Below are 25206 nucleotides of genomic sequence, written 5' to 3' on the forward strand. Positions count from 1 at the left end.
TCACGCCCGGAAGGACATGGTGTGACGAGAGTTGACCCGTTTGCCCTGTGGCGGTGTGTCTGGTATCGCCGTTTCGGGGTCGTCGCCCGGCGCGGCGCCGTCAGAGGAGGGTCAGCTGGGTCGGCTCGGAGGCGTCGGAGGCATCGGGGACGCCGGGGGCGCCGGGATGCGCGGAGTCCTTCCGGCGCACCGGCAGTCCGCGGGCCGTGCCCCGGTGCGAGGGCCCGATGCCGAACTCGGCCGCCAGCTCGTGGACATGACGGGTGATGCGCCGCTGGTACCACTTGGGGGCATAGGGGCCCTCGGCGTACAGCCGCTCGTACCGGCGCACCAGATGCGGGTGGTGCTGCCCGAGCCACCGCATGTACCACTCCCGCGCGCCGGGGCGCAGATGGAGCACGAGCGGGGTCACCGACGTCGCCCCGGCGGCGGCGATCGCCCGGACGGTGGCCCGCAGCTGGTCCGGATGGTCGCCGAGGAACGGGATCACCGGCGCCATGAGCACCCCGCAGCCGATGCCGCGCTCGCTCAGGGCGCGCACCACGTCCAGCCGCCGGGCGGGGGAGGGGGTGCCGGGCTCCACGGTGCGCCACAGCCCCTCGTCCATGAAACCGACCGACACGGAGACGCCGACGTCGGTGACCTCGGACGCCTGTCGCAGCAGGTCCAGGTCGCGCAGGATCAGCGTTCCCTTGGTCAGGATCGAGAACGGGTTCGCGTGGTCGCGCAGGGCGGCCAGGATCCCGGGCATCAGCCGGTAGCGGCCCTCCGCCCGCTGGTAGCAGTCGACGTTGGTCCCCATGGCGATGTGCGCGCCGTGCCAGCGGCCGGACGCGAGATGTCCGCGCAGCAGCTCGGGGGCGTTGACCTTGACGACGATCTGCGTGTCGAACCCGATGCCGGTGTCCAGGTCCAGATAGCCGTGGGTCCGGCGGGCGAAGCAGTACACGCACGCGTGCGTGCAGCCCCGGTACGGGTTCACCGTCCATTCGAACGGCATGCGCGAGGCGCCGGGCACCCGGTTCACGATCGAGCGGGCCCGGATCTCGTGGAAGGTGACGCCCCGGAATTCAGGGGTGTCGAAGGTGCGCGTGGTCACCGCGTCCGCGGCGAAGAGCGCGCTGTTCCCGGCCGCGGCCGGCTGCTCGGCCAGATGGTTCCAGCGCATGGACGCCTCCCTCGGTAGTACTGGCCGAGAGAATAGAACATTTGTTCCCTTGATCGTTTTCTCCCCTTCGTCCGGGAGTGCGCGCGGGCCGAGACCGGCCGCGTCCAGCCGTGGACCGAACGGGTTCCGGCCGGGTCCCGGCCGGGAACCACACCTGGTCCGGCCACGATTTTGAGCGGCGCGCCGAAGGTGATTGGCTCGGCCCACCCCCGTAAACCGAGTGCTGGAGGAACAGCCATGGCGCAGGTCGAGGCCACCACGGAGCGAGTCATCGCGGCGGACGCGGAGACGGTGTTCGACGCGCTGGCCGACTACGAGCGGACCCGGGGCAAGGTGCTGCCCGGGCAGTTCAGCGAGTACGAGGTGCGCGAGGGCGGCGACGGCGAGGGCACCCTCGTCCACTGGAAGCTCCAGGCCACCAGCAAGCGGGTGCGCGACTGCCTGCTGGAGGTCACCGAGCCCACCGACGGGCAGCTCGTGGAGAAGGACCGCAACTCCTCGATGGTCACCACCTGGACCGTCACCCCGGCCGGCGAGGGTCGGTCGAAGGCCGTCGTGACCACCGTCTGGAACGGGGCCGGCGGGATCGGCGGCTTCTTCGAGCGGACCTTCGCTCCCAAGGGCCTCGCGCGGATCTACGACGAACTGCTGAGCAATCTCGCCACCGAGGTCGAAAAGTAGCCCTCGGGCAGTACGGTCCGCCTCACCGGTTCGAGTGGTTTTACCGTCCCGTCGGTGGTGCGCCGTAGTACCCCTCACCACCTCTCACCGGGGATGACGCCCCTCGTGCGCCGTCCACGCCCCCTCGCCGCTGTTTGCCCTCCCTCGTCGCGCGGTGCGACAAAAGGTCGGCGCGGACGCGACGAGGGGAGCGGGACGTGGTGGGCGGGACGAGTCTGCTGGGGGACGACCAGGGCGGTGCGGAGACCGCCGGAGCGGTGGCGGCCGCGCCGCCCCCGCCCCCGGTCTCCGGAACGGCGGGAGGCGCGCCGGGGCCGGCCGGGGAGGGGCCGCCGGCGGGAGCGACGCCGGATCCGGCGGGGGCGGAGCGGGCCGGTGTTCCCACCGACCCGGCCGGTGTTCCCACCGACCCGTCCGGCTCGTACGGGACCAGCCCCCGCCGCATCCGGCTGATCTTCATCGGGCTGATGCTGACGCTGCTGCTCGCGGCGCTCGACCAGATGATCGTCGCCACCGCGCTGCCGAAGATCGTCGGGGAGCTGCACGGCCTGGAGAAGATGTCCTGGGCCGTCACGGCGTATCTGCTCGCCTCCACCATCGGGCTGCCGATCTACGGGAAGCTCGGCGACCTCTTCGGCCGCAAGAGCGTCTTCCAGTTCGCCATCGTCGTCTTCGTCGTCGGCTCCGCGCTGGCCGGCTGGTCCCGCAGCATGGACGAGCTGATCGCCTTCCGCGCCGTCCAGGGCATCGGCGGCGGCGGGCTCATGATCGGCGTCCAGGCCATCATCGCGGACGTCGTGCCGCCCCGGGAGCGCGGCAGGTTCATGGGGCTCATCGGCGCCGCCTTCGGTCTCGCCTCGGTCGCCGGCCCTCTGCTCGGCGGCTTCTTCACCGACCACGCCTCCTGGCGCTGGTGTTTCTACGTCAACGTCCCGTTCGGCCTGGTCACCCTGGCCGTGATCACCGTCGTGCTGAAGCTGCCCCGGCCCGCCGTGCGGCCCCGGCTCGACATCCCGGGGGCGCTGCTGCTCGCCGCGTTCTCCACCTGCCTGGTGCTGCTGACCAGCTGGGGCGGCACGGAGTACGCCTGGGGGTCCGGCGTGATCCTCGGACTCGGCGCCGGGGCCGTCGGAACGGCCCTGCTGTTCCTGGTCGTCGAGCACCGGGCGGCCGAACCGGTCATCCCGTTGCGGCTGTTCCGCGACCCGGTCTTCAACGTCACCGCGCTGGCCGGAGCGGTCGTCGGGGTCGCGCTGTTCGGGGCCGCCAGCTACCTGCCGACCTTTCTGCAGATGGTCGACGGCGCCACGGCGACCGAGTCCGGGCTGTTGATGCTCCCCATGACGGGCGGTGTCGTCGTGGCCTCCGTCGTCTCCGGGCAGCTGATCTCCCGTACCGGTCGCTACCGCCTCTATCCGATCCTCGGCGGGGCCTTCTCGGTCGTGGGGATGTGGCTGCTCTCCCGGATCGACGCCGGCACCGGGCCGTTCGGACACGGCGTCGCGCAGGCCGTGCTGGGCATCGGGATCGGGTTCGTCATGCCGGTGCTGGTGCTCGCCGTGCAGAACTCCGTACGCCCCGCCGACCTCGGCACCGCCACCAGCGCCAACAACTACTTCCGGCAGATCGGCGGCAGCGTCGGCGCCGCCGTCTTCGGCACGCTCTTCGCGGGACGCCTCGCGGACGAGCTGGCCGTCCGACTGCCGTCCGGCGCCGCGCTGCCCGATCCCCAGTCGATCACCCCGCAGCTGGTGCACGCCATGCCGCCCGCGCTGCGCGACGGCTACATCCGGGCGTACGCCGAGGCGATGCCCCGGATCTTCCTCTACCTCGTGCCGGTGCTCGCGCTCGGCCTGATCCTCGCCTTATTCCTCAAGGAGAAACCGCTGGTGTCCCACAACAGCCCCGAAACCGCCGCCGAACCGGCCGCCGGGACCGCCCCGGTCCCCGCCGCCCGCGCCGCGGACCCCGGCCCGTCCCCGGCCGTCCGCCTCCCGGGCGTGCCGGTGCGCGGCGGCGTCCAGCACCCGGACGGCACGAAGGTCCCGCGCGCGGCCCTCACCCTCATCGACGTCCAGGGCCGCCAGGTCGGACGGGGCGCGAGCGGCGCCGACGGGCGGTACGAGCTGAGCGTGCCCGGCGCCGGAAGCTACGTCCTGATCGCGGCGGCCGGCGGCCACCAGCCGCAGGCGGTCGGCGTCACCGTGGGGGAGCGGCCGGTCGAACTCGACGTGGTGCTCGGCGGGGCGGGGCGGCTCGCCGGGACCGTCGTCACCGCCGACGGCCTCCCGGTGCGCGACGCCGCCGTCACCCTCACCGATGTGCGCGGCGAGGTCGTCGCCTCCACCCGCAGCGGACGCGAGGGCGGCTATGTGATCAAGGAACTGGTGGCCGGCGAGTACACCCTCGCCGCCAGCGCCCCCGCCTTCCGGCCCGCCGCGCTGCCGGTGAGCGTGCAGGCCGCCCGGGAGACCCGGCAGGACATCGAACTCGCCGGCGGCGCGGTGCTGCGCGGTGTCGTCCGGGCGAGCGGCGGCCGGCCCGTCGAGGACGCCCGGGTCACCCTGCTGGACGCGGCGGGCAACGTCGTCGACACGCTCACCACCGGGCCGGACGGGGCGTTCCGCTTCGTGGACCTGTCCACCGGGGAGTACACGGTGATCGCCGCCGGGTACCCGCCGGTCGCCACCGTCCTGCAGGTCGCGGGCGGCGGGCGCACCGAACGCGACCTCCAGCTGGGGCACGAGGACTGACGGCCCCTTTGTCGGGGGCCTCCCCGGCGGCGGCCGTCCCCTGCAGGCCGTTCGCCGGGGCCGTTCCGCCCGGTCAGGCGTCGCCCTCGGCGGGAAACACCGCCGCGTACGCCGTCCGGAAGAGGGCGGTGACCTCCTGGCCGCTGAGCCCCTGGGACCGCGCCTCGTCGAGCCACGCGGCCAGCGAGGTCCGCAGCGGGGAGTCGGGACCCTCCTGGGGCGGGGCGAGGGTGCGGGTGATGAAGGTTCCCGCCCCCTGCCTCACCTCGGCGAGACCCGCGCGCTCCAGCTCGCGGTACGCCTTGAGCGTCGTGTTCGGATTGACCTTGGTGTCCGCCGCGACCTGCGCGGCCGTCGGCAGCCGGTCACCCGCTTCCAGCGCGCCCATCCGCAGCGCCTGTTCGACCTGCCGCACGATCTGCAGGTACGTGGCGACCCCGCTGCGCCGGTCGATGCGGAACACGACCACCGTCCTCACCCCCTTCGCACTGCCGCAACGATACGTACCGGCGCGCGTGTCATCGGAGAGGACTCCGGGACACCCGCCACACCGTGAACGCCGTGAGCGCGAGGGCGGCCGCGAGCAGGATGCCCGCCCCCGTCCACTGCATCGCCGGCATCTGGTCGAAACCGAGGTACTCCATCACATTGTTGACGATGCCGTGCTCCTTCACGCAGGCGTTCGAGGCGGCCTCGGTCTCCTCGGCGCACAGCCCCCAGCCGTAGAGACGGCCGTCGGCGGAGCCGACCCAGCGGTCCAGCTCGTACGACTCGTTGAGTCGCGCGGGCAGGTCGGCGTCGAGCGGGTAGGTGAGCATGCGGGAGGGCGCCAGCGAGGAGCGCAGCCGGTCCCAGACCAGTTCGAGGAAGAAGGAGAGGACGAAGGTGACCGCCATGGCCGGCAGGACCCGGCGCAGCAGCAGGCCGACGGTGACCCCGACAGCGGTCAGGAAGAGGCACAGGGCGGGCAGCACCGGGCCGGTGTTGTCGAAGATCGTTCCCTCCGACCACTGGCTGGGGAACACCGAGCGGTAGGGCTTCCACCACCAGGTGAAGAGCGCCGACAGCAGCGCACCCGTGACGAGCACGGCCCCGTAGCACCAGGCGAGCTTGGCCGTGACCCAGCGGCCCCGGGAGAGGGACTGGGTGGTGACCAGCCGTGCCGTGCCGTGCTCCTGGTCCGCCGCGATCAGCGGGGCCCCGAGGAAGACGGCGAGGATCACGGGCAGTGTGCCCAGGACGGTGAGGGTGAGGCTGACGCCGTCCGAGGCGAACATCGGCTGCGCCGCGTTCCCGTCCGGCCAGCCGGCCGCGTCGAGGGTCCGGGCCATCCGGCCGTGCTGGTAGACGATCCAGGCGCCGCCGAGGACGCACACCGCGGCCAGGGAGCCCAGCGCGGCCCGGTGCTGGCGCACGACGAGCCAGTTGAGTCCGGTCAGCAGGCGGCGGCCGGACGAGCGTGCGGTCCGGGAGTCGTCGGTCAGGGTGGCGCTCATGAGCGGTGGGTTCCTTCGGCCTCGAAACGGGCGCTGGGCGTGAACAGCGGGGGCGCGTCCGGCGAGCGGAGATGTGCCAGCAGCACTTCCTCCAGGCTGGGTTCGGCGACGACCCAGTCGGCCGGCAGCGGGCCGTTCGGCCGCACCAGCGCCTGGAACTGCCGTCCCTGCACGCGGTGTTCGATGACCGTGTGGGGCGCCAGCGCGGCGGCCGGGTCGCCGTCGACGGCGAGCCCCGTCACCAGCGCGTGTGCCGGAACGAGTGCGTCCGCGTCGCCGGCCATCCGGATCCTGCCCCCGGCGAGGACCAGCAGGTAGTCGCACATGTCCTCCAGTTCGGAGACCAGGTGCGAGGACATCAGCACGGTCGTGCCGCGTTCCGCGGCCTCGGACATCAGCAGGCTGCTCATGTCGTGGCGGGCCAGCGGGTCCAGATCGGCCATCGGCTCGTCGAGCAGCAGCAGGTCGGGCCGCTTGCCGAAGGCGAGCGCGAACGCCACGCGGGTGCGCTGGCCGCCGGAGAGGGTGCCGACCCGGGCCTCCATCGGGACCTGACCCGACCGCACGATCCGCTCGGCCACGGCCATGTCCCAGGCCGGGTTGAGCTCGGCGCCCATGCGCAGCGTCTCGGCCACGGTGAACCCCTTGAACAGCGGCTTGTCCTGGCCCAGGAACGCCAGCCTCGGCATCACCGCCGGATCGTCCGCCGGCACGCCGAAGACGCGCAGTTCGCCCGCCGTCGGCTGCACCTGCCGGGTGGCGATCCCCATCAGGGTGCTCTTGCCAGCCCCGTTGGGGCCGACGAGACCGCAGATGCGCCCGGCCGGCAGCCGGAACGAGCAGTCCCGCAGCGCCCAGCCGCGGTGGTAGCGCCGCCCCAGGCCGCGAGCCTCCAGCGCCCACCCGCCGGACGGGTCGTCCGAAGTGAATGCGTCTGCCATGCACTTCCCTCAATTCAACTAGTCAATTAATGGAATCATGATCTTGGCGGGGGAAGGGTGTCAAGGCGGGTCCGGAGCCGCGCGGCGACCCGCGAGATATGCCAGGAATGCGGGGCGCGCGGAGCGAAGGTCGGGGGACTCTTCGGAGGACTGGACCTCTGAACGTTGATGTGCCTCTGGTCCGGCGGTTCCGCGACGCGTAGCGTGAGCCCGCATGAAGATCTTGATCAGCGCGGACATGGAGGGCGCCACCGGTGTGACCTGGCCGGCCGATGTGCTGCCCGGCAGTCCCCAGTGGGAGCGGTGCCGGGCCATGTTCACCTCGGACGTGAACGCGGCGGCCCTCGGGTTCTTCGACGGGGGCGCCGACGAGGTGCTCGTCAACGAGGCCCACTGGTCGATGCGCAACCTCCTGCTGGAGCGGCTCGACGACCGTGTCCAGATGCTCACCGGCCGGCACAAGTCCCTCTCCATGGTGGAAGGCGTCCAGCACGGCGACGTCGACGCCATCGCCTTCGTCGGCTACCACACCGGCGCCGGTACGGAGGGCGTCCTCGCCCACACCTATCTCGCGAACTCCCTCACCGGCGTCTGGCTCAACGGCGCCAGGGCGAGCGAGGGGCTGCTCAACGCGCACGTGGCGGCGGAGTACGGGGTTCCCGTCATCCTCGTCACCGGCGACGATCTGACCTGCGCGGACGCGGAGGACTACGCGCCCCGGGCGCGCAAGGTCGCGGTGAAGGACTACGTGTCGCGGTACGCGGCGGTCTGCCGTACCCCGGCCCGCACCGCCGCGGACATCCGCGCCGCCGCCCGGGAGGCGACCGCGCTGGCCGTGCGGCACGCGCCGGCGGAGGCCGGCCCGTTCACCGTCGAGATGGAGTTCGACGCCGAGCACCTGGCGGGCGCGGCCACCGTCGTCCCCGGCGTGGCGCCCAGCGGCGAACGCCGCGTCGCCTACACCAGCGGCACCATGTACGAAGGCATTCGCACGTTCAAGGCGGTGACCACGGTCGTGTCGTCCGCCGTGGAGGAACAGTATGGCTGAGCAGGACGGACCCGGGCAGGCCGTGGACCAGCGGGCGCTCGACGAGGTGGTGACGTTCACCTCCGAACTGATCCGGATCGACACCACCAACCGCGGCGGCGGCGACTGCCGCGAGCGCCCGGCCGCCGAGTACGTCGCGGAGCGGCTGGCGGCCGCCGGACTGGAACCCGCCCTGCTGGAACGCACCCCGGGGCGCACCAACGTGGTGGCCCGGATCGAGGGCGCCGACCCCTCCGCCGACGCGCTCCTCGTCCACGGCCACCTCGACGTGGTCCCCGCCGAGGCCGCCGACTGGAGCGTGCACCCCTTCTCCGGCGAGATCCGCGACGGCGTCGTCTGGGGACGCGGCGCCATCGACATGAAGAACATGGACGCGATGGTCCTGGCCGTCGTCCGCGCCTGGGCCCGGACCGGGGTCCGGCCCCGCCGCGACATCGTGATCGCGTACACCGCCGACGAGGAGGCCAGCGCCGACGACGGCTCCGGCTTCCTCGCGGACCGCCACGCCGCGCTCTTCGAGGGCTGCACCGAGGGCATCAGCGAATCCGGCGCCTTCACCTTCCACGCCACCCCCGATCTGGCGCTCTACCCGATCGCCGCCGGGGAGCGCGGCACCGCCTGGCTGAAGCTCACCGCGCACGGCCGCGCCGGGCACGGCTCCAAGGTCAACCGGTCCAACGCGGTCACCGCGCTGGCCGCGGCCGTCGCCCGCATCGGCGAGCACACCTGGCCCGTCCGCCTCACCCCGACCGTGCGCGCCGCGCTCACCGAGATCGCCGCGCTGCACGGCATCCACCCCGACCTCGACGCCCCCGGCTTCGACGTCGACGAACTGCTCGGCAAGCTCGGACCGGCCGCCGCCCTGGTGGCGCCGACCGTCCGCAACAGCTCCAACCCGACGATGCTGGAGGCCGGTTACAAGGTCAACGTGATCCCCGGCCAGGCCGTGGCCTACATCGACGGCCGGATGCTGCCCGGCGGCGAGGACGAGTTCCGCACGACGATGGACCGGCTGACCGGGCCCGACGTCGAGTGGGAGTTCCACCACCGCGAGGTGCCGTTGCAGGCGCCGGTCGACTCCCCGACCTTCGCGAAACTCCGCGCCGCCATCGAGCGCTTCGACCCGGACGGCCACACCGTGCCGTACTGCATGTCGGGCGGCACCGACGCCAAGCAGTTCTCCCGGCTCGGCATCACCGGCTACGGATTCTCGCCGCTGAAGCTGCCCGCCGGCTTCGACTACCAGGCGCTCTTCCACGGCGTCGACGAACGCGTCCCGGTCGAGGCGCTGCACTTCGGCGTCCGCGTCCTCGACCACTATCTGCGCACCGCCTGACCCATCACCGCCCGACCCGCTACAGGGGGATGTGAACATGCTGCCCACAGGGGCTCACGGAACATGGCCGTCACCGATCGACGCCGCCCTCGCCGCTTCCCGCGACGGCCGTCCGGACCACGTCGGCGCCGTCGGCGACGAGGTGTGGTGGACGGAGCCGCGCCCCGCCGAGGCGGGCCGCCGCACCCTGGTCCGCCACCGCGCGGACGGAACGACCCGGAGCGTGCTGCCCGCCCCGTGGAACGTACGGAGCCGGGTCCTCGAGTACGGCGGCCAGCCCTGGGCCGGAGCCGCCCGCGCCGAGGGCGGCCCGCTCGTCGTCTTCGTCGACTTCGCCGACCAGCGGCTGTACGCGTACGCTCCCGACGAGCCCGGCGGCCCCCGGCCGCTCACCCCGGTCTCCGCCGTCGGCGGCGGACTGCGCTGGGTCGACCCGACCGTCCACCTCGACCGGGGCGAAGTGTGGTGCGTGCTGGAGGAGTTCACCGGCGAGTCGCCCACCGATCTGCGCCGTGTGATCGCCGCCGTGCCCCTGGATGGCTCGGCCGCCGTCGACCGCTCGGCCGTCCGCGAACTCACCGACGACAGCCACCGGTTCGTCACCGGGGCGAAGCTCTCGCCGGACGGGCGGCGGGCCGCCTGGATCGCCTGGGACCACCCGCGCATGCCGTGGGACGGCACGGAGCTGAAGCTCGCCGACGTCACCGAGGACGGCGCGTTCCACACCACCCGGACCTGCGCGGGAGGCCCCGAGGAGTCGATCCCGCAGATCGAGTGGCTCGCCGACGGATCGCTCCTGTTCGCCGGTGACCTCAGCGGATGGTGGAACCTGTACCGCGCCGACCCGCAGCGGGGCGCCGTCCCGCTGTGCGCCCGGGAGGAGGAGTTCGCCGGGCCGCTCTGGTCGATCGGCCGCAGCTGGTTCCGGCCGCTGGACAACGGTCTCGTCGCCACCCTCCACGGCAGGGGGACCACGACACTCGGCATCCTCGACCCGCGGACCGGCGAACTCACCGACGTCGCCGGGCCCTGGACCGCCTGGGCCGAGACGCTGGCCGTGCACGGCAGCCGCATCATCGGCATCGCCGCGAGCCCGTACAGCGCCTACGAGGTCGTCGAGCTGGACACCGCGACCGGCCGCACCCGGGTCATCGGCTCCCCCCACGAGGACGCCGTCGACCCCGCCTACTACCCGCGCCCCGAGGCCCGCACCTTCACCGGACCCGACGGCCGGGAGATCCACGCCCAGGTCTACCCGCCCCGCAACCCCGAGCGAACCGGGCCCGACGGCGAACTGCCGCCCTACGTCGTCTGGGCGCACGGCGGCCCGACCGGACACGCCCCGCTCGTACTCGACCTGGAGGTCGCCTACTTCACCTCGCGCGGCATCGGCGTCGCCGAGGTCAACTACGGCGGCTCCACCGGCTACGGCAGGGAGTACCGCAACCGTCTGCGCGAACAGTGGGGCGTCGTCGACGTCGAGGACTGCGCGGCCGTCGCCCGGGCCCTGGCCGCCGAGGGCACGGCCGACGGCCGGCGCCTCGCCATCCGCGGCGGCAGCGCCGGCGGCTGGACCAGCGCCGCCTCGCTGACCAGCACCGACGTCTACGCCTGCGGCACGATCATCTACCCCATCCTCGATCTGACCGGCTGGGGCACGGACGAGACCCACGACTTCGAGTCCCGCTATCTGGAGTCGCTGGTCGGCCCGCTCGCCGAGGTCCCCGAGCGCTACCGCGAACGGTCGCCGGTCAGCCACACCAACCGGCTGAGCACCCCGTTCCTGCTGCTCCAGGGGCTCGCCGACCCCATCTGCCCGCCGGTCCAGTGCGAGCGCTTCCTGGCCGCGATCGAGGGACGCGGCGTGCCGCACGCCTATCTCGCCTTCGAGGGGGAGGGACACGGCTTCCGCCGCGCCGACACCATGATCCGCGCCCTGGAGGCCGAACTCTCCCTCTATGCACAGACGTTCGGCTTCGACTGTCCCGACGTGCCGGAACTGGAGCTGAAGCCGTGACCCTCGTACCCCTGACCCGCCCCGCCCGGCTGCGGCCCGGCGCCCGGATCGCCGTGGTGTCACCGAGCGGCCCGGTGCCCGCCGACCGCCTGGACGCCGGGCTCGACATCCTGCGCCGCTGGGGCCTCGAACCGGTCGAGGCGCCCCATGCGCGCGCCGTCCATCCGGAGCTGGAGTACCTGGCCGGCTCCGACGAGGACCGGGCCCGGGACCTGGAGGAGGCGTGGTGCGATCCGGCGGTCGACGCGGTGATCTGCGCCCGCGGCGGCTACGGCGCGCACCGCATGGTCGACCTCGTGGACTGGGCGGCGATGCGCGCCGCCGGGCCCAAGGTGTTCGTCGGCTACAGCGACATCACCGTGCTCCACGAGGCGTTCGCCCAGCGCGTGGGGCTCGCCACCCTGCACGGCCCGATGGTGGGCACCGAGACCTTCCTGAAGGACCCGGACACCCAGGAGTCCCTGCGGGCCACCCTGTTCGAGCCGGAGACGGTGCGGACCCTCGGACTGCCCGGAGCCCGGGCGCTGGTGCCCGGCACGGCGCGCGGCGTCACCTTCGGCGGCTGCGTGAGCCTGCTCGCGGCCGGCATCGGGACCCCGCACGCCCGTTCGTCCGCCCGGGGCGGGCTGCTGGTGATCGAGGACACCACCGAGGACCCGTACAGCGTCGACCGCGTCCTCACCCATCTGCTGCGGTCCGGGGCGCTCGCCGGGCTCGCCGGGGTGGCCTGCGGCTCCTGGGCCGACTGCGGCCCGTACGAGCGGGTGCGCACGGTGCTCGCCGACCGGCTCGGCGGGTTGGGGGTGCCCGTCGTCGAGGAGCTCGGCTTCGGGCACGGGCCGACGGCGCTGACGATTCCGCTCGGGGTGCCCGCCGTGCTGGAGGCGCCCGCCGACGGCGGCCCCGCCACGCTCACGGTCGAGGTGCCCGCCCTGGTCTGACGCCCCCCCGCAGCCCGGCCGGGCCGGGCGCGGTGGCACAGGCCGTACCGGGCCGGGGCGGTGCAGGCCCGTACCCGGGGCCGCACCGGACCGCTTCGCAGCGGATGCCGGTGCGGCCCTTCGTCGTTCCGCGCGGCCGGACGCGGTCGCGCGGTCCCGCGCGCTGCGGGGCGCCGGACGGAGTCCGTGAGCGCCGCCGGCGACAGCGCCCGCCTGGGCAACCGGAGCATCAAACCGGTCGCGGTGGTCGGCGCCCCCGAGGACACCGGCGTCCTGGAACTCCCAGTGGCCGGGGCCGGGGCCGGGGCCGGGACTGGGGAGCGGTAGGCGCCGCCCAGGCCGTACTCTCGTCCGCCGGTCCGTCCGTCTTCCTTCCATCCGGTCATGGGCCGTCGTTCGCACGGCTGTCCCGTACTCTGGCCGGATGCCTGAGACCGACTACCTGGCCCGCGGGCGCCGCGCGGCGATCCGCTCCTACGGCCGGGCGGACGCCGAGGAGTTCACCGCCCGTGCGAGGGAGAGCCGCGACCTGCACCGGCCCTGGCTCTTCCCGCCCGTCGACGTCGCCGGGTACGCCGCCTACGCGGGCCGGCTGATCGAGGACCCCACGAAGGCCGGATTCCTGGTCTGCGAGCACGGACCGAGCGGGCACGGTGGTCCCGGCGGCCGCGACGGGGGCGGCGAGGCGGCGGCCGACGGCGGGATCGCCGGATTCATCAACGTCAACAACATCGTCCACGGCGGATTCCGCTGCGGCGCCCTCGGCTACGGCGTCTTCGCCCACGCGGCGGGGCGCGGCCTGATGACCGAGGGGCTGGAACTGGTCCTGCGCCACGCCTTCGGCCCGCTCGGACTGCACCGTCTCGAAGCCAATGTCCAGCCCGGCAACGAGGGGTCGCTGGCCCTCGTCCGGCGGGCCGGATTCCGCCTTGAGGGGTTCTCGCCGGACTTCCTCTTCATCGACGGGGCCTGGCGCGACCACGAGCGCTGGGCGATCACCGCCGAGATGCCGAGGCCCGGAATGCCCGGCCCCGGAATGCCCGGCCCCGGAACGCCGGGGGCCGGAACGCGGGGAGGGGCGGCCGGCTGACCGGGGCGCCGCCGCCCGTGCGCGACGCCCGGTCGAACCGGCCCGGAGACGCCCGGCTTCGGACCGCCCGCGCGCCGGGTTCGCACCGGGTCCACGCCGGACTCGTTCCGGGTTGAAGAAGTCTTTGCCCATGGCCGGATCGAAGCGTCTCCATGACCCGCGTGGCCGTCTCCAACGGGCACGGGGCACCGGTCCGCGTATAGGAAGGGGAAAATGGCGGCCGAAAGCATGAGGGGATGGCCGCCGTCGACGCGATGCCCGTGTTGACCGTACGCGAGCTCAGGCAGAGCCTCGTCATATAGCTGCCCAATACAACTGGTTCCGCCGGGCCCTCGCCCGCGCCACGCCGTCCCACCGGGGCGAAACCGTGCGAACGACCGTCTTCCCGGCAGGGGCCGAATCGGGAGGACGCGTATGTGTGGCATCACCGGATGGGTCTCCTTCGACCGTGATCTCCGGGCGGCCGACGAGGTCGCGACGCTGGACGCGATGACGGAGACCATGGCCTGCCGGGGTCCCGACGACCGCGGCACCTGGATCGCCCCGCACGCCGGGCTCGGGCACCGCAGGCTCGCGATCATCGACCTGCCGGGCGGACGCCAGCCGATGTCCGTCGCCACGCCCGAGGGGGACGTGGTCCTCGTCTACTCCGGCGAGGCGTACAACTACACCGAGCTGCGCACCGAGCTGGCCGGCCGCGGCCACCGGTTCGTCACCGACTCGGACACCGAGGTCGTGCTGCACGGCTACCTGGAGTGGGGCGAGTCCGTGGCCGAGCGGCTCAACGGCATGTACGCCTTCGCCGTCTGGGACAGCCGCCACGACGAGCTCGTCATGATCCGCGACCGGATGGGCGTCAAGCCGTTCTACTACTGGCCGACGTCCGACGGAGTGCTCTTCGGCTCGGAGCCCAAGGCCATCCTCGCCAATCCGCTGGCCAGGCCCCGGGTGACCCTCGACGGGCTCCGGGAGCTGTTCAGCCTCGTCAAGACCCCCGGCCACGCGGTGTGGGACGGCATGTACGAGGTGGAGCCCGGCACCGTCGTCACCGTGGACCGCGACGGACCGCGCCGACGCGTCTACTGGCGGCTGGAGACCCGGCGGCACACCGACGACCGGGACACCACCGTCGCCACCGTGCGGTCGCTGCTCGACGACATCGTGCGCCGCCAGCTGGTCTCCGACGTGCCCCGTTGCGTCCTGCTCTCCGGCGGCCTCGACTCGTCGGCGGTCACCGCGCTCGCCGCCCGGCGGCTCGCGGAGAGCGGAGAGAAGGTCCGCACCTTCGCCGTGGACTTCGTCGGACGGACCGAGAACTTCGTCGCCGACGAGCTGCGCACCACCCCCGATACCCCGTTCGTGCACGACGTGGCCCGCGGCTCGGGCACCGTCCACCGCGACATCGTCCTCGACCCGGACATCCTGGCCGACCCCGAGGTGCGCGCCCGGATGATCCGCGCCCGGGACATCCCCATGGGCCTCGGTGACATGGACACCTCGCTCTACCTGCTCTTCCGGGCCATCCGCGAGCACTCGACCGTCGCCCTGTCCGGCGAGTCGGCCGACGAGGTCTTCGGCGGCTACCTCCAGTTCTTCGACGAGGAGGCCCGCCGCGCCGACACCTTCCCCTGGCTGGTCCGCTTCGACGAGCACTTCGGCGAGGACTCGCGCATGCTCCGCGAGGACGTCGCCCGGGCCCTCGATCTCAGGTCGTACATCCGGGGCGGCTACGACTCCGCCGTCGCCGGCGTCGAACGCCTCGACGGCGAGAGCGACTTCGAGTACCGCATGCGCCGGATCTGCTACCTGCACCTGACCCGGTTCGTGCGCGTCCTGCTCGACCGCAAGGACCGGGCCAGCATGGCGGTCGGCCTGGAGGTCCGGGTGCCGTTCTGCGACCACCGGCTCGTCGAGTACGTCTACAACACTCCCTGGGCCCTGAAGTCCTTCGACGGCAGGGAGAAGAGCCTGCTGCGCGAGGCCGTCGCGGACGTGCTGCCCCGGTCCGTGTACGAGCGGACCAAGACCCCCTACCCGTCGACCCAGGACCCGAAGTACGCCGTCGCGCTCCAGGAGCACGCCCGCGCCCTGCTCGCGCGCCCGGACCACCGGGTCTTCGAGCTCATCGACCGCGACCGGCTGCTGAAGGCCGTCGAGTCCGAGGCGCCCCAGATCACCTCGGCCTCCCGGCGGGGCCTGGAACGCACCCTGGACCTCGCGGTCTGGCTGGACATGTACGAGCCCGAGGTGATCCTCGGCTGATCCCCTCCCGGCGGCGGGGCGGCCCGTCCCCCCGGAGGCGGCATGGCCCGTCCGCCCCCGCCGCCCGTCGGAGACGTCGAGTTCATGGCATGATCGTGAAAATCGTGTCGGGCATATGAAAGAAGTGTGCTGTTGCGGCAGCGGGCGGGGGCGGGCGCGTGCGTGTACGTGTGCACGAGGTGAACAGGATCGTGCGAAGAATGCTCGTGTCCGTCCTGGTAATGGTGTTGACGGCGCTGTGGTGCGCTCCGGCCCGGGCGGACGGCGAGCGGGGCGCCGACACCGTCACCCGCACCACCCTGGCGGCCGACACGGAGATTCCCCAGGGCGCCACGGTCGAACTGCTGCGGCGGACCATGGCCCTCGACGCCGGGGAGAAGCGCCACCTTCGAGGCCGGCTCGAAACCACCAGCAGCACGACCGGCATCATCGGTCTGACCCAGCGCATCAGGTGCCTGAACGCCTCCGGAAGCACGGTCTCCGTCATCGCGGCCTCGGCACGCAACCACGAGGGTGCCGACACCGCCACCTACGCGGTCCCGGGGCACCTGCCGATCTACGCGGACCTGCTCTTCACCGCCCCGGCCGCCGGCGTCTACAACTGCGTGCTCCAGGGCTCGGCCTACTCGACCCTGGCGGGCTCCAACCATCTGACCGCGGTCGCCGGCAACACCTGGCTGGAGGCGGACGACGGCGACCGGCCGGGTGCGCACTGGTGGCAGAACCCTGCCTGCGAGAGCGCCGACGCGGCGGGCGCGTGCACCTACGTCGGCGGCGGAGCGGCCCGCCGGGACGCCTGGATCTTCTACGACGACGGGACCCCGGTCCACCAGTGGCAGGCGCACCCGGACGCGGTCGGCGTGTCGGCCAGGGCGAACGTCGAACTGACCACGTGCTACCAGGGAACCGCGTCCTGCGCCCCGACCATGCAGGCCTACCCGCGCGGCCGGAACGCGGTGGTGGACACCCGCTTCGAGTTCATCCAGCTCGACACGACAGGGCACGCCTGCCGAACCCATGGCGCGCCGGCCCGGCGGACCATCACCGACGACGCGCACCACGCGGTCGGCTACTTCGCGATCTCCGGCATCCCCATCGACGCCGCCTGCGGCACCCGCACGTTTCTTATGCGCGTGTACGTGAAACACGTATCGGGACAGACCGTGAAGATCGACGGGGTGCAGGGCGGAGTCACCTCCCTGACCAACGGCATCGCCGTCAACGACTTCGGCTGATGCCGATCGCCGCCTCGCCCGAGGAACTGAGGGCGGGGCACCGCCGACGCGCGCCCCCTCGGCGGCCGGCCGTTTTTCCGGGCTTCTTTCCGGGGTTCGGCGGCGAAGCCCTGGCCGGGCCACTGCTCAGCGTGTTCCATGGTCATCGGGGGGCGCCCGTACCCGTGGCGGCCCGTGTGAGGGAACGAGGTTGCCTTGGCCACGACCGTACGACGTGCCGTACTGACCCTGCCCGCCGCGCCGCTGGGCCCGGAGAACCCGCTGCCGGCCCTTCGCCCGCTCGGCGGGACGCACCTCCTCGACGACCGCGACCGGGCCCGGCTGCCCCGCGACATGGCCCGCCAGATCGGCAGCGCGCCCCTGGCCACCGTGCTGCCGGTGCGCCTCCTCGACGGGTACGGGCGCGAGCGCGTTCCCACCGAGCTGGACGCGATCGTCATCGAGAACGACCGGCTGCGGGCCACCGTCCTGCCCGGGCTCGGCGGTCGCGTCCACTCCCTGCACCACAAGCCGACCGGACGCGAACTCCTCTACTCCAACCCGGTGTTGCAGCCCGCCGACTTCGCGCTCAACGGCGCCTGGTTCTCCGGCGGCATCGAGTGGAACATCGGCGCCACCGGCCACACCACCCTCTCCTGCGCCCCCCTGCACGCGGCCCGGGTGACCGCGCCCGACGGCGGCGACATGCTCCGCCTCTGGGAGTGGGAGCGGCTGCGCGACCTGCCGTTCCAGGTGGACCTCTGGCTGCCCGAGGACTCCGACTTCCTCCACGTCGGCGTGCGGATACGCAACCCGCACGAGCACACCGCACCCGTCTACTGGTGGTCCAACACCGCCGTGCCCGAGGGGGAGCGCACCCGTGTCCTGGCCCCCGCCGACGAAGCCTGGCACTTCGGCTACGCACGCACCCTGACCCGCGTCCCGGTCCCCGGGCACGACTCCGTCGACCGCACGTACCCGCTGCGCGGCGACTTCCCCGCCGACTACTTCTACGAGCTCCCCGACGGCGCGCGCCGCTGGATCGCCGCCCTCGACGAGGACGGGCACGGACTCGTCCAGACGTCGACCGACCTGCTGCGGGGACGGAAGCTGTTCCTCTGGGGGACCGGCCCCGGCGGGCGCCGCTGGCAGGAATGGCTCACCGAGCCCGGTGCCCCGGGCTACGCCGAGATACAGGCCGGACTCGCCCGGACCCAGCTGGAGCACGTGCCCCTCGAACCGGGCGCGGAGTTCAGCTGGCTGGAGTCCTACGGGCCGCTGTCCGCCGACGCCGGGGCCGTGCACGGCGACGACTGGGCCCGGGCCCGCGCCGAGACCGAACGACGGCTCGACGAGGCGCTGCCGCGTGCCGACGTCGACGCCGCGTACGCCGCCTGGCGGAGCCGCGCCGACGACGAGCCCGGCGAGTCGCTGGCCACCGGCTCCGGGTGGGGCGCGCTGGAGGTGCGGCGTGGCGGTCACCGGCTGCCCGGGACGCCGTTCGGCGAGTCGACCCTCGGTGAACAGCAGGAACCCTGGCTGGAGTTGCTGGACCGGGGCGGCTTCCCCGAGCCCCGCCGGGCCGTGCCGCCCGGTCCCTCCCTGGTCTCGCCGCACTGGCGCGACATGCTGGAGACGGCCCCCGCCGAACCGCTCACCGAGTACCACCTCGGCGTCGCCCAGTGGCACGCCGGCGACCGCGCCCAGGCGGTCCGCAGCTGGGAACGCGGGCTGGCCCGGGCCGCGTCCCGCTGGCCCCTGCTGCGCTGCCTCGCCGTCGCGGCGGAGGAGAGCGGCCAGCCGGACCGGGCCGCCGATCTCCACGCCGAGGCGTTCGACGAGCTGAGCGCGGAACGCACCGGCCCCGGCGGCGGCGAACAGGGCGACGGCGGGCCCGGCCGGGACAGGGCCGACGGCGGCGACGGGCGTGAGGGGGCCGGCGACGACGTTCGCGCGGGTGCGGGCGGGGACGCCCTGGCCGCCGCCGTGGCGGCGCTGGGCCGTGAGGCGATCGAGGCGCTGCTCGCGGCGGGACGTCCCGAAGCGGCCCGGGCGGTGTGGTCCGGACTGTCCCCGGAGGTCCGGCGGCGGGGCCGCTTCCGGCTGCTGGAGGCACGGATGCTGATCGCCGAGGGCGACCGGGGCGCCGCCCGGGCGGTCTTCGACGAGGGTTTCGAGGTCGCCGATCTGCGCGAGGGCGAGGAAGTGCTCGACGAGGTGTGGGGCGCGCTCACCGATGAGCCGATTCCGCCCCGGTACAACTACCGGATGCGCCCCGGCGACTGACGCGACCGGTCACCGGGCCGGGCCGCGAGGCCGGGCGGCGAGGCCCAGGCCGGCAGTCGGGGCGGCGGTCGGCCGCCGCTCGGACGCCCGGAGGTCGGGTCCAGGCGTCCGGGGCGTTCGGGCCGGCAGCACGCGGTCCGTCGGGTGTCGAGCGCCGACGGGTGTCCGGGGCCGACGGGAGCACGAGGTGCTTCAGGCGTCCGGGGCCGACGGGAGCACGGGGTCTCTCCCGGCCCCGGACCGGCGGGCCGCCGGGTTCGTCAGACGCCCGGGTTGCGGTCGACGTACTCGAAGACGGAGCCGTCGGGATGCAGGGCGATCAGGTTGCGGCCCGCCGGCGTCGGCACCGGACCCGCGAGGATCCGGGCGCCGACCCGGGTGAGCGAGGCATGGGCCGCGTCGACATCCTTGACCGCGATCGTCGCCGTGACCTTGCGCAGGATCTCCAGTTCCGCCGCCGGCCCGCTCATCAGCAGAAAGCAGCTGATCGCGGCGACCGACACCCCGCCGCGTTCGAAGCGCAGCGCGGAACTGCCCGTGAGATCCTCGTAGAAGGCCACCGCGGCCTCCAGGTCGTCGACGCAGATACGCAGCGTGGTTCCCAGAATGTCCATGCGGGACAGCGTAGTTGGCGGAGATCAGACCCGGCACAGAATCTCGCCGTGCGGGACCGTGAACCACGCGTCCTCGCACGATCCCCACGCGCGCCAGGCCGCGGCGATCGCGGACAGCCGCCCGGCGTCGGCGTGGCCGCCCGCCACGGCCTGCTCCGCGTAGGCGGAGCCGACTGTGCGGTCCGCCCACAACCCGCTCCACCAGGCGCGGCTCTCCGGGGTGGCGAAGCACCAGGCGGCGGCGGTCGGGGTGATGTCGGTGAACCCCGCGCGGCGGGCCCATGAGAGCAACCGGCGGCCCGCGTCCGGCTCCCCGCCGTTGGCGCGGGCGACCCGGCCGTACAGCTCCCGCCAGTCGTCCAGGCCGGGCGTCTCGGGGTACCAGGCCATCGCCGCGTAGTCGCTGTCGCGGGCGGCCACGATGCCGCCGGGCCGGCAGACCCGCCGCATCTCGCGCAGGGCGGCCACCGGGTCGGTCACGTGCTGGAGCACCTGATGGGCGTGGACGACGTCGAAGGAGTCGTCGGGGAACTCCAGCGCGTGCACATCGGCGGTGGCGAACTCCACGTTGTCCAGGCCGCGTTCGGCCGTCGCCCGGCCCGCCCGGACCAGGACCTCCCGGCTGGTGTCGACGGCGGTCACCCGGCCGGGGGCGACCAGTGCGGCCAGATCCGCGGTGATGGTGCCCGGTCCGCAGCCGACGTCCAACACGGCCATGCCGGGACGGAGTTCGTCGATCAGATACGCCGCGGAGTTCGCGGCCGTGCGCCAACTGTGCGACCGGAGGACCGACTCGTGGTGGCCGTGCGTGTAGACGGCGTCGGGCTGCTTCGGCATGACGGGTTCCTTCCTCGGGGCGCGGCGGCCCGGTCCGGGCCGCCGCGCGGAGCTGACCGGTGCGGACACCGTACGCGCCGATGCCGCATTCTGAGATGCCCGTCTTGCTATATGGGCGTTCGGGTGCGGTATGGGGCGCGCCTGCGGGGGGAGGGGCGGGAGGCGGGCACACTGGGGCGGAGAGGGAGACGGACAGGCGGGGCGAGCGGCCGTCCGGGTCCGTCCGATTCCGTTCGGGTCTCGTCCGGGCTTGTCTCCGTTGCCGCGATACGTAGGGATGATTACTCTGTGGTCATGATTCCGGCCGTTGGCCGGACTCTCCGTGACCGAACCCGCGATCCGCCGGGCCGGGCGCGCGGGACCGGCGAGGCCCGGGATCCGGCGCCCCGGACCTCCGGCGCGGTCGGACTCCAGCAAGGGGCAGACATGAGTTCCGCAGGCCTGGACGTGGCCGTGGCCGAAAACGCCGAGCTGGGCGAGGGCCCGACCTGGGACCCGGTCGCCCGTCGGCTGATCTGGGTCGACATCGACGCCGCCCGGGTGCACACCTATGACCCGGCCAGCGGTCGGCGTACGGTGCAGGACACCGAGCAGCACGTCGGAGCGGCCAAACCGCGCGAGGGCGGGGGGCTCGTTGTCAACCTGCGCGACGGCATCGGCCTGTACGACCCGGACGGCGCGTTCCGCTGGCTCGTCCACGACCCCCGGCCCGGCCGCCGGGGCAACGACGCGGCGGTCGCCCCGGACGGGGCGCTGTGGGCGGGCACCATGCGCTACGACGGCGCCGAGGCCGGCGGCGACCTCACCCGGGTCGCGCCCGACGGCGGGGTCACCCCCGTACTGCCCGAGGTGACGTGCAGCAACGGCATCGGGTGGAGCCCGGACGAGCGGCTGATGTACTACGTCGACACGCCCACGGGCCGCGTCGACGTCTTCGACTTCGACGGCGAGCGCGCCGTGAACCGCCGCCCGTTCGCCGTCGTCGAGGAGGGCGCGGGATTCCCCGACGGGCTGACCGTCGACGCCGACGGAGCGGTCTGGGTGGCCCTCTGGGACGGCGCGGCCGTGCGCCGTTACGCGCCCGACGGCTCCCTGGACCGGATCGTCGAGCTGCCGGTCCAGCGCCCGACGGCCTGCGCCTTCGGCGGCGCGGACCTGCGCGACCTCTACATCTCCACGGCCCGCGTCGGGCTGGCCGCCCCGCACCCGCTGTCCGGATCGCTGCTGGTGCTGCCGGGGGCCGGGCAGGGGATGGCGGGCACGCCCTTCGCCGGCTGACCCCGTCCGGTTCCGTCCGGAGACCGGCCGGCCGCCGTCCACTCCGCGCCGTCCGGGGTTCGCCGGGCGGGCGCGGCCCGGCGAACCCCCGTATAAAGGGCCTGGGCGCGCAACGGGGCACAGGGCGCGAGCGACGACGGGGCACGGCGACGGCGGCGAAGGAGACCCGGATGGCGCGGGAGCACACCGAGCGGACCGAGCGGACCGGACCCGGCGCACGGACCCGGCGGGCGGCGCGCGCGGGCGGCGGCCGCCGGGTCCGGGAGGACCACGGCCCTGTCCGGTACGGGCCGCCCGCCCCCGACCCCGGACTGCCGGTGCTGCCCGAACTCGCCGAGGTGCTCGCCGCCGCGGCCGGCCGCGCCGTCCCCGAACCGACCGGCGGCGGCGCCTCCCTGCGCCGGGCCGCGACCGCCTACTGGGCCCGGCGCGGTCTGCACGGCGACCCCGAGCGGGTCGCCGCCGCCCCGGGCGCCTCGCCGCTGCTGCTCGCGCTGATCGCCGCGCACGGCGGCGACGTGCTGATGCCGCGCCCCTGCGCCGCCGCCTGGATCCCGCAGGCCCGGCTGCTGGGAAGGCCCGCCTACCAGGTGCCGACGCCGGCCGAGTGCGGCGGCGTGCCCGATCCGTACGCTCTGCTGGAGACCGTCCGCCGGGTGCGCGCCGAGGGCGGCAGCCCCCGGCTGCTGCTGATCTCCGTCGTCGACGACCCGACCGCGACCGTGGCCCCGCCGGAACTCGTGCGCGAGGCGTGCGAGGCGGCGGTCGCCGAGGGGCTGCACATCGTCAGCGACGAGACCTGGCGCGACACCCTGCACCGGCCGCAGGACACGGTGCTGCTCAGCCCGGCGGAGATGTGCCCGGACGACGTCACGGTCGTCTGCGATCTCGCCGGGGCGCTGACCCCGGCGGCCTGGCCGGTGGCGGTCGCCCGGTTCCCGGACACCGGGCGGGCGGCGGTCGACCACGCCCGTACGCTCGACGTCCTCACCGCGCTCGGCGCGCTCGTCGCGGGCCCGGTGGCCGCGGCCGCCGCCCACGCGCTGCACGGACCGGACCCCGTCGTGGACCGGACCCGGCGGTCCGCCGTGCTCCACGCGTGGGTCGCGGCGGCGGCCCATCGCGCGGTCCTCGTCTCGGGCGCGCTCGCCAGGCCCCCGCAGGCGGGACGGCATCTCTACGCAGACCTGGAACCGCTGAGGTCCCGGCTGGCCGACCGGGGGGTCACCGACTCACTGGAGCTGGAGGAGTACCTGACGGAGCGTCTCGGCACACCGACCCCGGGCGGCCACCGTTTCGGCGACGAGCTGGGGGCCCTGCGGGTGCGGCTGGGCACCGGGGCGCTGGTCGGGACGACCCCGGAACAGCGGACGGAGGCCCTCCGCGCGGAGCGCCCGCTGGAACTGCCCCATGTGGCCGACGCCCTCGGCCGTCTCGAAGCGGTCCTCACCGACCTCCGCTGACGTGCTCGGGCGGCTCCGACGCACCCGACACAACCGACGCACCCGGCGCACCCGGCGCACCTGGACGTCCCGCTCGGGCGCCGGGGCCGCCCCCCGGACGCCGTAGTGGTCCCTCGCCCGGACGCGGCCGGACCCGGCCCCGTACGCCCCGCATCCGCGGGCCCCGACACCCCGGCGCCCCGACCTCTCACACCCGCCCGGCGGTCAGTGGCCGAACCGCGTCCGCATCCTGCGCCATACCACCGGGCCGCCGCTGACCAGCAGCGTCAGCCCCACCGCCGCCGCCACGCCCTGCCACGGCTCGGGAAACAGCGAGCCGCCCAGCACGCCGATCAGCTGGTACGTCGCGGCCCACGCCAGACAGGCCGGCACATCCCCCCGGGCGAACCGGTGGGACGGCATCCGCCCCAGCAGACAGGCCAGCATCACCGGAATCCGCCCCGCCGGAATCAGCCGCGACAGCACGAGCACCATCACCCCGTGCTCGTCCAGCTTCCGCCGCGCCTGTTCCAGCCGCTCCGGAGCCGCCTGCTCGCTGATGGTCCGCAGCCATCGCGAGCCGTTCTTCGACCGCACCCCGCGCTGCCCCAGCCGGAAGAGGCAGATGTCACCGAGGAACGCCGCGGCCGACGCCACCACGAAGACGATCAGCAGCGAGAACGGCGACGACTGGTGCAGGGCCACCACCGCCGCCGAACTGACCAGCGCGCCCGTCGGCACCACCGGCACCAGTGAGCCCAGGGACACCAGCAGAAACAGGGACGGGTAGCCCACCGCCTGTTGCGTCGACTCCGGGGGAAGCTGCCGCACGACCTCCTGGATCACCTGGCGGCCTCCGGCCGCATCCGCTCGCCGTGGCCCAGCCGGTGCGTGGCCACGTCCGGCGCCAGCAGCGCCGCTTTGCGGACGAACTCGTCACCCGGCGAGTGGAACTCGTGCGGCCGGACGCCGTCCATGCCGATCGGCCAGTACGTGCCGTAGTGCACCGGCACCGCGGCCCGGGGCGCCAGCCGGGCCAGCGCCTGCGCCGCCCGTCCCGCGTCCAGATGGCCGCGGCCCAGGTACGGGCCCCAGCCGCCCACCGGCAGCAGGGCCACGTCCACCGGCCCGACGACCCGGGCCATGTCGTCGAAGAGCCCGGTGTCGCCCGCGAAGTACGTCCGCTCCTCGCCCTCGACCACGTAACCGAGCGCCGGGGAGCGTCGCGGCCCCATCGGCAGACGCCTGCCGTCATGCAGGGACGGGACCGCGCGGATCCGTACGCCGTCCGTCCCGCCGAAGCGGAGCTCGTCGCCCGGGACCACCTCGCTGATCAGCAGCCCGCGCGCCGCGCACAGCCGCCGGAGCCCCGGCACGGCGCGCGCCGCGCCCGCCGGCGCCACCAGCCGGGTGCCCGCCGCGAGCCGGGCCAGCGACGGCAGATGCAGATGGTCCGAGTGCAGATGCGAGACGAGCACGACATCCGCGACCGCGGCCTCCGGTCCGGGCAGCTCGCCCCGCCGCCTGCGCAGATGGGCCAGTCGCCGGGCGAACAGCGGATCGGTCAGGACGCGCACCCCGGAGTCCTCGATCGTGCAGGTGGCATGACCCCACCAGGTGACTTCCACCGGCACGTCGCCTCCTCGTTCCCGGCCTCCTCGTCCGGCCCCGGCCTCGGGCCCCGGGTGTGCTTCGGCGGACCCGGCCGGCCGCGACTTCCAGAACACACACTAATGCCGTTACCGGATCGGGTGACCCCGCTTTCGTCGGTTGACGCTTCCTCCGGGCGGTGCCGCGCGTCC

Annotated in this window: 21 protein-coding genes; 13 read left to right on the forward strand and 8 right to left on the reverse strand. The window is 73.9% G+C overall.

The window, feature by feature from the left end:
* Positions 1–100: 100 nt before the first annotated feature.
* Positions 101–1168 (reverse strand): Rv2578c family radical SAM protein, encoded by a 1068-nt coding sequence (locus WA762_RS22950; protein WP_335937967.1) that lies wholly within the window; start codon positions 1166–1168, stop codon positions 101–103.
* A 237-nt stretch (positions 1169–1405) separates the two neighbouring features.
* Here WA762_RS22950 and WA762_RS22955 point away from each other — a divergent pair, with 237 nt between their 5' ends.
* A complete protein-coding gene (locus WA762_RS22955; protein WP_335937968.1) occupies positions 1406–1849 on the forward strand; it encodes an SRPBCC family protein in 444 nt (147 codons plus the stop codon).
* A 197-nt stretch (positions 1850–2046) separates the two neighbouring features.
* Positions 2047–4602 carry an MFS transporter gene (locus WA762_RS22960; protein ID WP_335937969.1) on the forward strand — a complete coding sequence of 852 codons (2556 nt, stop codon included), beginning with the start codon at positions 2047–2049 and terminating at the stop codon, positions 4600–4602.
* Positions 4603–4675: 73 nt separating this feature from the next.
* Here WA762_RS22960 and WA762_RS22965 read toward each other — a convergent pair whose 3' ends face one another.
* From WA762_RS22965 to WA762_RS22975, 3 genes are read right to left on the reverse strand one after another with little or no spacing between them, the layout of a single operon-like run.
* Positions 4676–5080: a GntR family transcriptional regulator gene (locus WA762_RS22965; protein WP_335937970.1), complete on the reverse strand. Its 405-nt coding sequence runs from the start codon at positions 5078–5080 to the stop codon at positions 4676–4678.
* A 40-nt stretch (positions 5081–5120) separates the two neighbouring features.
* Positions 5121–6098: an ABC transporter permease gene (locus tag WA762_RS22970; protein WP_335937971.1), complete on the reverse strand. Its 978-nt coding sequence runs from the start codon at positions 6096–6098 to the stop codon at positions 5121–5123.
* Entirely contained in the window at positions 6095–7039 is a 945-nt protein-coding gene (locus WA762_RS22975; RefSeq protein WP_335937972.1) for an ABC transporter ATP-binding protein, read from the reverse strand. The genes WA762_RS22970 and WA762_RS22975 overlap by 4 nt, the downstream gene beginning before the upstream one ends.
* 214 nt (positions 7040–7253) lie before the next feature.
* Between WA762_RS22975 and WA762_RS22980 the strand changes: the two genes are divergently transcribed.
* From WA762_RS22980 to WA762_RS23020, 9 genes are all read left to right on the forward strand, one after another.
* Complete coding sequence (locus tag WA762_RS22980; RefSeq protein ID WP_335937973.1) at positions 7254–8087, forward strand: M55 family metallopeptidase; 834 nt, start codon at positions 7254–7256, stop codon at positions 8085–8087.
* Positions 8080–9423 carry a M20/M25/M40 family metallo-hydrolase gene (locus WA762_RS22985; RefSeq protein WP_335937975.1) on the forward strand — a complete coding sequence of 448 codons (1344 nt, stop codon included), beginning with the start codon at positions 8080–8082 and terminating at the stop codon, positions 9421–9423. The genes WA762_RS22980 and WA762_RS22985 overlap by 8 nt, the downstream gene beginning before the upstream one ends.
* A gap of 37 nt (positions 9424–9460) precedes the next feature.
* Positions 9461–11440 (forward strand): LpqB family beta-propeller domain-containing protein, encoded by a 1980-nt coding sequence (locus WA762_RS22990; RefSeq protein WP_335937977.1) that lies wholly within the window; start codon positions 9461–9463, stop codon positions 11438–11440.
* Positions 11437–12381 carry a S66 peptidase family protein gene (locus WA762_RS22995; RefSeq protein ID WP_335937978.1) on the forward strand — a complete coding sequence of 315 codons (945 nt, stop codon included), beginning with the start codon at positions 11437–11439 and terminating at the stop codon, positions 12379–12381. The genes WA762_RS22990 and WA762_RS22995 overlap by 4 nt, the downstream gene beginning before the upstream one ends.
* Positions 12382–12567: 186 nt before the next feature.
* On the forward strand, positions 12568–12708 hold the full coding sequence (locus WA762_RS23000; protein WP_335938030.1) for a hypothetical protein: 141 nt from the start codon (positions 12568–12570) through the stop codon (positions 12706–12708).
* Positions 12709–12805: 97 nt separating this feature from the next.
* Positions 12806–13471 (forward strand): GNAT family N-acetyltransferase, encoded by a 666-nt coding sequence (locus WA762_RS23005; protein ID WP_335937980.1) that lies wholly within the window; start codon positions 12806–12808, stop codon positions 13469–13471.
* A gap of 414 nt (positions 13472–13885) precedes the next feature.
* On the forward strand, positions 13886–15733 hold the full coding sequence (asnB, locus tag WA762_RS23010) for an asparagine synthase (glutamine-hydrolyzing) (protein WP_335937981.1): 1848 nt from the start codon (positions 13886–13888) through the stop codon (positions 15731–15733).
* Positions 15734–15939: 206 nt separating this feature from the next.
* Entirely contained in the window at positions 15940–16968 is a 1029-nt protein-coding gene (locus WA762_RS23015; protein ID WP_443080654.1) for a hypothetical protein, read from the forward strand.
* A gap of 195 nt (positions 16969–17163) precedes the next feature.
* A complete protein-coding gene (locus WA762_RS23020; protein WP_335937983.1) occupies positions 17164–19233 on the forward strand; it encodes a DUF5107 domain-containing protein in 2070 nt (689 codons plus the stop codon).
* Between the two features lie 260 nt (positions 19234–19493).
* On the opposite strand, the gene WA762_RS23025 is transcribed toward WA762_RS23020, so the two are convergent.
* Together WA762_RS23025 and WA762_RS23030 are read right to left on the reverse strand one after the other, a co-directional pair.
* On the reverse strand, positions 19494–19847 hold the full coding sequence (locus tag WA762_RS23025) for a VOC family protein (protein WP_335937984.1): 354 nt from the start codon (positions 19845–19847) through the stop codon (positions 19494–19496).
* Between the two features lie 24 nt (positions 19848–19871).
* Positions 19872–20684 carry a class I SAM-dependent methyltransferase gene (locus WA762_RS23030; protein WP_335937985.1) on the reverse strand — a complete coding sequence of 271 codons (813 nt, stop codon included), beginning with the start codon at positions 20682–20684 and terminating at the stop codon, positions 19872–19874.
* Between the two features lie 426 nt (positions 20685–21110).
* Here WA762_RS23030 and WA762_RS23035 point away from each other — a divergent pair, with 426 nt between their 5' ends.
* Both WA762_RS23035 and WA762_RS23040 read left to right on the forward strand, forming a co-directional pair.
* Positions 21111–21962, forward strand: a complete 852-nt coding sequence (locus WA762_RS23035) for an SMP-30/gluconolactonase/LRE family protein (protein WP_335937986.1) — start codon at positions 21111–21113, stop codon at positions 21960–21962.
* Between the two features lie 170 nt (positions 21963–22132).
* Positions 22133–23425: an aminotransferase class I/II-fold pyridoxal phosphate-dependent enzyme gene (locus tag WA762_RS23040; RefSeq protein WP_335937987.1), complete on the forward strand. Its 1293-nt coding sequence runs from the start codon at positions 22133–22135 to the stop codon at positions 23423–23425.
* Positions 23426–23629: 204 nt separating this feature from the next.
* Here the strand turns inward: WA762_RS23040 and WA762_RS23045 are convergent, their stop codons facing one another.
* Together WA762_RS23045 and WA762_RS23050 are read right to left on the reverse strand one after the other, a co-directional pair.
* Complete coding sequence (locus WA762_RS23045; protein WP_335937988.1) at positions 23630–24250, reverse strand: DedA family protein; 621 nt, start codon at positions 24248–24250, stop codon at positions 23630–23632.
* Positions 24247–25038 carry an MBL fold metallo-hydrolase gene (locus tag WA762_RS23050; RefSeq protein WP_335937989.1) on the reverse strand — a complete coding sequence of 264 codons (792 nt, stop codon included), beginning with the start codon at positions 25036–25038 and terminating at the stop codon, positions 24247–24249. Before WA762_RS23050 ends, WA762_RS23045 begins: the two co-directional genes overlap by 4 nt.
* Between the last annotated feature and the right edge of the window lie 168 nt (positions 25039–25206).

Origin of the sequence: Streptomyces tyrfis (assembly GCF_037034285.1) — a bacterium.
Lineage (GTDB): Bacteria > Actinomycetota > Actinomycetes > Streptomycetales > Streptomycetaceae > Streptomyces.

Excerpts from the sequence above, each read along its gene's own strand:
- WA762_RS23030 (WP_335937985.1), bottom strand. The coding sequence starts at position 20,684 with ATGCCGAAGCAGCCCGACGCCGTCTACACGCACGGCCACCACGAGTCG.
- WA762_RS23025 (WP_335937984.1), bottom strand. The coding sequence starts at position 19,847 with ATGGACATTCTGGGAACCACGCTGCGTATCTGCGTCGACGACCTGGAG.
- WA762_RS23035 (WP_335937986.1), top strand. The coding sequence starts at position 21,111 with ATGAGTTCCGCAGGCCTGGACGTGGCCGTGGCCGAAAACGCCGAGCTG.
- WA762_RS22975 (WP_335937972.1), bottom strand. The coding sequence starts at position 7,039 with ATGGCAGACGCATTCACTTCGGACGACCCGTCCGGCGGGTGGGCGCTG.
- WA762_RS22985 (WP_335937975.1), top strand. The coding sequence starts at position 8,080 with ATGGCTGAGCAGGACGGACCCGGGCAGGCCGTGGACCAGCGGGCGCTC.
- WA762_RS22955 (WP_335937968.1), top strand. The coding sequence starts at position 1,406 with ATGGCGCAGGTCGAGGCCACCACGGAGCGAGTCATCGCGGCGGACGCG.
- WA762_RS22980 (WP_335937973.1), top strand. The coding sequence starts at position 7,254 with ATGAAGATCTTGATCAGCGCGGACATGGAGGGCGCCACCGGTGTGACC.
- WA762_RS22990 (WP_335937977.1), top strand. The coding sequence starts at position 9,461 with ATGCTGCCCACAGGGGCTCACGGAACATGGCCGTCACCGATCGACGCC.
- WA762_RS22950 (WP_335937967.1), bottom strand. The coding sequence starts at position 1,168 with ATGCGCTGGAACCATCTGGCCGAGCAGCCGGCCGCGGCCGGGAACAGC.
- WA762_RS23005 (WP_335937980.1), top strand. The coding sequence starts at position 12,806 with ATGCCTGAGACCGACTACCTGGCCCGCGGGCGCCGCGCGGCGATCCGC.
- WA762_RS23040 (WP_335937987.1), top strand. The coding sequence starts at position 22,133 with ATGGCGCGGGAGCACACCGAGCGGACCGAGCGGACCGGACCCGGCGCA.
- WA762_RS22970 (WP_335937971.1), bottom strand. The coding sequence starts at position 6,098 with ATGAGCGCCACCCTGACCGACGACTCCCGGACCGCACGCTCGTCCGGC.
- asnB (WP_335937981.1), top strand. The coding sequence starts at position 13,886 with ATGTGTGGCATCACCGGATGGGTCTCCTTCGACCGTGATCTCCGGGCG.